Genomic DNA, 4,884 nt, shown 5'->3' with positions numbered 1-4,884 from the left:
GTATCTTCTTTATATTTCATGGTAACTATACTTTTACGCATACTGGATTTCTGGTCAAGCCAGAAATGACACACTTAGAAAACGGCTGTAATTGTCATTCCTGCGAAAGCAGGAATCCATGCCTTTTAAACGTGAAATAAAAATTACCCTGCTTTTTTGAGAGGATACTAAAAACAGATTAGACAATAACTCCAGAACACCAACTAAAAATTTATGTACCCTAATGCGATAGTCCCGTCACATAGTATGGTTTTTTATGCTATACTATCAGAACTACAAAATTTCAGGAAGGAGTACGACAGATGAAGGTGATCTTAAAAGACGATATTGCCAATCTGGGTAATATGGGGTCAATTGTAAATGTAGCCAACGGCTATGCAAGGAATTATCTCTTGCCAAGAAACCTGGCAGTGGAGGCAAGCGAACGCAACCTGAAGGCCCTCAGACACGAAAGCCGCAATATCGAAGAAAGAATCAAAAAGCTCAAGACAACGGCGGGTGACCTGGCCACCAGACTTTCATCAGTAACCATCACGCTTACGGCCAAGGCCGGTGAAGAGGGTAAGCTCTTTGGCTCGGTTACCAGCAAGGATATATCGGAGGCCCTTGTGGGGGCAGGCTTTACGGTTGACAAGAGGAAGATACACATGGATAGCCCGATAAAACGTATTGGTGAGCACGTGGTCAAGGTCCGGATTCATCCGGAGGTTTCGGCTGACCTTAAGGTTGAGGTTACGGCTGAATAGGGTAGTGTGTCACCGGAGGGCCGCATGAATCGTGTCGGAGCGTTTATGATTGGGACAGTGGCGGATATAGCGGGGTGTATCTATGGCAGATGACACGGCGCTTGACAGGATACCACCGCAGAACATAGAGGCCGAACAAGCCGTCCTGGGGGCAATACTCCTGGAGCAGGAGGCCATCTATAAGGTTATCGAGGTGATATCCGATGAGGATTTCTACAAGGACTCACACAAGCGTGTCTTCAGGGCTATGCTTGCCATACTTGACAAACACGAGCCTATTGACCTTGTCACCCTGACAGACCATCTGAAAAAAACGGGCGATATCGACAAAATAGGTGGGTTGTCGTATCTTTCGACCTTGGTCAACGCAGTTGCCACCTCGGCCAACGTGGCATTTCACAGCAAAATCATACGGGAAAAAGCTCTTATGCGTGGCCTGGTCCAAGGCGCTACCACCATCATATCAACGGTATACGAGCAGGGACAGGACGCCGACGACATGGTCGATATTGCCGAAAAGACCATCTTTGAGATAGCAGACAAGCGTGTGCGACAGTCCTTCACCTCCCTTGATGTTATCGTAAAGGAGAGCATCGAACTTGTAGAGCACCTTTACGCAAAAAAGGAGACCATAACGGGCACTCCGTCGGGCTTTAAGGACCTTGACGAACTGACCTCCGGGTTTCAGGACAGCGACCTGATAATCATAGGGGGCAGGCCGTCGATGGGAAAGACCGCATTTTGTCTGAACATTGCCCAGCACGTCGGGGTTCACACCAAGAGACCTATTGCCATATTCAGTCTTGAGATGTCCAAGCGTTCACTTGCCCTGAGGATGCTGTGTTCGGAGGCGATGGTAGATTCAAACAGGGTCAGGAAGGGGATTCTCCGCCGTGAGGAGTGGCCGATATTGACCGCGGCGGCGGGCAGACTGGCAGAGGCGCCTATATTTATCGATGACTCCTCCGACATCGGTGTGCTGGAGATGAGGTCAAAGGCACGGAGGTTAAAGATGGAGCGTGACCTGGGCCTGGTGATCGTTGACTACCTGCAACTGGTGCGCGGCAGGGCAGGGGCAGAACGCAGAGAACAGGAAATTTCCGAAATATCACGATCTCTCAAAGGGCTGGCAAAGGAATTGAGTATCCCCGTCATAGCCCTCAGCCAGTTAAACAGGCTTGTGGAGCAACGCAGACCACCGATACCAACCCTGGCAGACCTCAGAGAGTCCGGCGCCATAGAGCAGGATGCCGACGTTATATTGTTTTTATACCGCGACGAGGTGTATAATAGAGACAATCAGGAGTCAAAGGGCAAGGCCGAAATACACATAGCAAAGCAGCGAAACGGTCCGGCCGGGGTGAAGGTGAATCTGACGTTTATGTCTGATTATACCCGCTTTGCCGACTATACGGACTCCCACGAGGGATACTCCGGCAATGGGAAAGATAGCAGTTTTTGAGCACTAATCAGAGCTGACTGTTCGGGTATGGCGTCGCAAGCCATTGCCGTGGGGTCGGCTGATGCCTCCCGGGGTGTCGCCGGGGGGACTAATAATAATAAGGAGGGTTGGACCATGAAAAGGCAGGCGGCAGTGGCAGGGCACTTCTACAAGGGCACCAGTGAAGAGTTGCAGCATCAGGTGAAGGGGCTTGTGCAGGATGATGCACGGAAGGAAAAGGTCTTTGGCATTGTGACTCCTCATGCCGGTCTGATATATTCCGGGAGGGTTGCCGGGGCGACATACTCCAGGGTCAGGTTGCCTGATAATATCATCCTGATTGGTCCTAATCACACCGGCACGGGGGAGCGGTTTGCCCTGATGTCGAAGGGGCAGTGGGAGATACCTACGCACACATTTAGCATAAATGAAGGCATTGCGGATATGCTCCTTAAGCACTCCGTATTTCTCAAGGACGACCCCATCGCACACTACTACGAGCACTCCCTGGAGGTACAATTACCGTTTATTGCGCACTTCTTGTCCGCCGCACAATCCCCCGACGTCAGTATCGTGCCAATTACGATGCTCCATGCCACCCTGCAGGAGTGCAACCAGGTAGCCATCACCATAGCAGGCGTGATACGAATGGCAATCGCCCAAAAGCTCGCAACAGACATTGTCATCGTGGCAAGCTCCGACATGAGCCACTACGTCACCGAAGAACAGGCCCGCTACAAGGACAACCTCGCACTGGAAAAAATACTCGCCATGGACCCCGAAGGGCTATATGAAGTGGTGCATGAGGAAAACATCAGCATGTGTGGGGCCATGCCCGTAACGGTCATGCTCTATGCCTGCATGGAGCTGGGGGCCACCAGGGCAGAGCTGGTCAAGTACGAAACCTCCGCAGAGACAAGCGGCGACTACAACCACGTAGTCGGATACGCAGGCGTGCTTGTCACGTAACTGCTGATATGCAAAAGACATATCTCTGCGATGCAATGCCCGTTGTCGGAAACACAGACAGGCCCCGTGCCTGTCCGGACAATTTATTGTTGACAAAGATTTATCTTTAATGATATCCTTTTAGGAAGTTTTATGCTGAAGATAAAAGTGCAAAATTCTATAGAGGTAAGCTAGTATATAAGGTTGAATATCATCAAGAACATATCCTTGCTTGAGGGATCAGACCAATGGGGTATAGAGTGACTTTCCAGTGTGGGGAAAGAACATGTCCTGAAGTCCGGTACTGTCTTTTTTTTATATACTCACTGTGGATGCAGAAACATTAAGAGATAGGGGAAGTGTTATCTATGGATAATTTAGCTAGTGCGAGGATCGTCATAACAGGAGTTGGTCTGACGGCCCCCAACGGAAACAACCTTACGGAGTTCAGGACAAACCTCCTGGAGGGTAAATCTGGCGTTACCGTCTTTCACGACCAGATCATGGGTGAGATATTGGCCGGTGTCTGCACTTATGACGACACGCGATATCAGTCCAAAAAGGAACGCAGGCGTGGCACAAGGGCAGGCTCCATCGGCATATATTGCACCAATGAGGCCATCGCAGACTCCAGGCTCGACCTCAGCATGTACGACAAATCCAGCATTGGTATCTATGTCGGCATCACGGAACACGGGTGCGCCGAAACAGTCGTGGAATGTTTTGCCATCAAGGAGTTTGACTATAACCCCCGGTACGTCTCCCACAACTTCAACCCCAAGGGGATATCGAACAATCCTGCCGGTGAAATAGCCCTCAACCTCAAAATAACGGGGCCGCACTATACAATCGGCGCCGCCTGTGCCGCAGGCAACATGGGAATAATCCAGGGCCTGCAGATGCTTAGGTTGGGTGAGGTCGATATGGCAATCGCCGGAGGAGTGTCGGAGACAATACACGCCTTCCCGATAATCGCCAGCTTCAAAAACGGTGGCGCCCTCGCACACCACTCCGACCCCGCAAAGGCAAGCAGACCCTTTGACGCAGACCGAAACGGCATTGTCATCTCCGAAGGCGGCTGCATCTATATCCTCGAACGACTCGATGACGCACTCAGCAGAAACGCCAAAATATACGCCGAAGTCGTGGGATATGCCATAAACACCGACGCCTCCGACTATGTCGCCCCCAACTGCGTGCGACAGGCACAGTGCATGCATCTGGCACTCTATAAGGCCGGTATCCGTCCCCAGGATATAGACATAATAAACACACACGCCACCTCCACCCCACTGGGTGATGTGCAGGAGGGGATTTCCATAGACGACGTCTTCGGTATGCACAAGGACGTCCATATCACAAACACCAAGAGCTTCATTGGTCACACGATGGGTGCCGCAGGGGCACTTGAACTCGCCGGAGAACTGCCGTCCTTCGACGACGGCATGATACACCACACCCTGAACCTGGACAACCTGGACCCGGCATGTAAAATCACAAACATCGTCAGGGATAAACCAATGAAGGTCGATAATATCGAGTACATACTCAACAACGCATTCGGAATGCTCGGTATTAATTCCACAGTAATCGTAAAGAAGTATGGTGCTTAAACCCATAAAGAGGTAAATTAATGACAGAAGAGGTAGATATGACAAGAGAAGAAGTAAAAGGCAACTTGGTAAAGATTATCAGCGAGGTCCTCCCCGGCGAGGATGTCTCCGATATAGAAGATGATAACGTCCCCTT

Annotated in this window: 4 protein-coding genes; all 4 read left to right on the top strand. The window is 50.7% G+C overall.

Features of this window, described 5'->3' with window-relative positions:
* Positions 1 to 302: 302 nt before the first annotated feature.
* The 4 genes from rplI to HWQ67_RS13155 all read left to right on the top strand — a co-directional run bounded on the left by rplI (position 303) and on the right by HWQ67_RS13155 (position 4,748).
* Entirely contained in the window at positions 303 to 746 is a 444-nt protein-coding gene (gene rplI / locus HWQ67_RS13170; RefSeq protein WP_218253151.1) for a 50S ribosomal protein L9, read from the top strand.
* Between the two features lie 82 nt (positions 747 to 828).
* Positions 829 to 2,208, top strand: coding sequence for a replicative DNA helicase (gene dnaB, locus HWQ67_RS13165; protein WP_218253150.1), 1,380 nt, complete (start codon positions 829 to 831; stop codon positions 2,206 to 2,208).
* Between the two features lie 114 nt (positions 2,209 to 2,322).
* The gene (gene amrB / locus HWQ67_RS13160) at positions 2,323 to 3,156 is read left to right on the top strand and encodes an AmmeMemoRadiSam system protein B (RefSeq protein WP_218253149.1); all 834 of its coding nucleotides are present in this window, start codon (positions 2,323 to 2,325) and stop codon (positions 3,154 to 3,156) included.
* Positions 3,157 to 3,503: 347 nt separating this feature from the next.
* Complete coding sequence (locus HWQ67_RS13155) at positions 3,504 to 4,748, top strand: beta-ketoacyl-[acyl-carrier-protein] synthase family protein (protein ID WP_218253148.1); 1,245 nt, start codon at positions 3,504 to 3,506, stop codon at positions 4,746 to 4,748.
* Positions 4,749 to 4,884 lie beyond the last annotated feature (136 nt).

It is taken from the genome of Candidatus Magnetobacterium casense, from assembly GCF_019173545.1.
GTDB classification, from domain to species: domain Bacteria; phylum Nitrospirota; class Thermodesulfovibrionia; order Thermodesulfovibrionales; family Magnetobacteriaceae; genus Magnetobacterium; species Magnetobacterium cryptolimnobacter.
This window is presented reverse-complemented; position numbering and strand designations above follow the sequence as displayed.